This window comes from Glycomyces salinus (assembly GCF_016428645.1).
Taxonomy (GTDB): Bacteria; Actinomycetota; Actinomycetes; order Mycobacteriales; family Micromonosporaceae; genus Glycomyces; species Glycomyces salinus.
The window spans coordinates 1-2273 of the sequence record NZ_JAELXW010000173.1; the positions used below are offsets into that span (position 1 = coordinate 1).

Annotated in this window: 3 protein-coding genes; all 3 read left to right on the forward strand. The window is 61.9% G+C overall.

Annotated features, from left to right (window positions below; all coding sequences use genetic code 11):
• Positions 1 to 453, forward strand: a 453-nt coding sequence (locus JFB92_RS24850) for a hypothetical protein (RefSeq protein ID WP_199044627.1), incomplete at its 5' end; no start/stop codon positions are given.
• An 8-nt stretch (positions 454 to 461) separates the two neighbouring features.
• Positions 462 to 872 (forward strand): hypothetical protein, encoded by a 411-nt coding sequence (locus JFB92_RS24855; protein ID WP_199044628.1) that lies wholly within the window; start codon positions 462 to 464, stop codon positions 870 to 872.
• A 294-nt stretch (positions 873 to 1166) separates the two neighbouring features.
• Positions 1167 to 2273 (forward strand): IS4 family transposase (locus JFB92_RS24860; protein ID WP_269848085.1); only part of this gene is annotated, 1107 nt, incomplete at its 3' end.

The window sequence follows — 2273 nt, forward strand, 5'->3', positions numbered from 1 at the left end:
ATCGAGACCCGCACCGAACACGCCACGGTCTACAACCTCACAGTCGCTGGATACCACACCTACTACGTCAAAGCCGCCGACACCGACTTCCTCACCCACAATGCCGGAGGAGCGTGTGGTGATGCAGATGAGCTCGCCGACAACCTCGGAGAGAACACGTTCTTCCATTACACTGATGGAGATGGATTCGATGCGATCTCCGAGACTGGTGTGATTAAGCCTGACTCGAAGAACCGCACTTATCTTACGCAGGAGGCACTATCCTCGTCTGAGACCAACATGGCACTTCATGCTGGGCAACACCCTGATCGAGGTCAGTATCTTATCGGGTTCAATGCTCCTGAAGGCATGCCAATCCGGAAGGGAGATCAAGTGAACGAATTCATCCATCGGGGTTCCATTAAGTTGTCAAATGTTGATCTGTTGTTTGCCGGATCCAACCCGTTCGGATAGGAGAATTAATGAACCTGGAGTTCGGCGACATTTACGAAATGGAGATGCTCGCGAAGACTCTAAATCATGTAAAGTTCTTCGAAGAGAGGCCGATTGAAGATCCCTTCATGGCGAGTCCCATCCTTGCGAATGTGCATAGAAGGTTGATATGGTCCATCATTGAGGTCTATGAGAAGGAGCTCAGGCTCCAGGGGCCTGCGGCAAGATGGCTTGAGTGGCTTGAATGGGACGGCAGGTATTATGAGCCGCTGGCGGTCGTCAAATATGCAAGTGATCGCGGTGATTGGGATCAACTCGACCAAATGGCGAAGTTCGAAGTATTGCGAAACTGCTGCTCCCCATTCGAACCTAACGATACTCAGCTCAGCGAATTGTGCGGGCAAATCGACGAGAAACGTCGTGCCTCGGGAGTGTACTGAATCGCCCCGGCTGTGTTACAGGGTTGATTACGTGGTTACTTGTGGATCTGCTGGAGCGGCTGTGGCCCAGTATTGACCCATCACTTAATGAACTTCTTGCATCCGGCTTTTCGATCGAGTCTGATCGATGGTGATGGTCTGTATACTCTCGCTCGTTATACGACAATTACCAGGCAGCGGGACCAACACCGTTGCGTTTAGGTGGAGGTGCTGGTTGCGGGGTTGCTGGTTCTGGTGGTTCGGTGATCGTCGCTGGTCGGTGGGGTCGCGTCCGGGGCCGGTGCGGTCTGGGAGATGCTTGGAGGCGTGACGAACGCGGCTGACCGTGCCTCTTTTGGAGTGTTGACCCAGACGTTCGACCCCGGCCTGGTCGACACCGTCACCGCCGAGGGCGGCGCGGTGTGGGAGCGGCAGCGGGACCTGCCCGCCCGGTTGACCTTGTACCTGGTCTTGGCGTTGTGGCTGTGGCGCAACCTGTCCTATAAGGAAGTGTGGCGTCGGCTCGCCGACGGCTGCGCTTTCAGCGGCGGGGCCGACGGCCTGGCCCTGCCTGCGACCGGCGCGCCCGAGGCCTCCTCGATCACCCGGGCCCGGGCCCGGCTGGGGGCCGAACCGCTCGCGCTGCTGTTCGCCGAGACCGCCGGGCGCCTGGCAAGCCCCGACACACCGGGCGCGTGGTGGCGGGGCCTGCGCCTGACCGCGGTGGACGGCACCTGCCTGGACGTGGCGAACACGCCCGCCAACCGGGAGGCGTTCGGCGGCCCGACCGATGGCCCCTTCCCCCAGATCCGCCTGGTCGCCCACTGCGAGACCGGCACCCGCGCGGTCATCGACGCCGCGTTCGACGCCTACGCCACCAGCGAGAAAGCCCTGACGATGCGGCTCGTCACCTCCTTCCGGCGCGGGATGCTCGCCGTCTTCGACTCCGGCTTCTGCGGCTCCGACCTCTACGAGCAGGTCACCGCCACCGGATGCGAGGTCATCATGCGCGCCGGAGCCCAGTTCGGCCTCGCCCCGGTCCAGGTCCTGCCCGACGGGTCCTACACCGCCCACCTCAAGGCCGGCGGGCCGCTGGTCCGCGTCATCGAATACACCGTCTACGTCACCGACCCCGACACCGGGGCCGAGACCACCGGAGAGACGATCACCCTGGTCACCAGCCTGCTCGACCCCGAACTGTGGCCGATCGGGGACTTCCCGGGCCTGTACGCCTCCCGCTGGGAGTCCGAGATCCTCTACGACGCGGTCAAGACCGAGCTGCGCGGCGGGACCAGTGTGCGGTTCCGCTCGCAGACCCCTGACCTGGTCCGCCAGGAGGCCTGGGCGCTGCTGCTGGTCTACCAGGCACTGTCCGACCTCAGTCGATGTCGTCATCGACGTGGCAGGCGACATCCTGCTGGA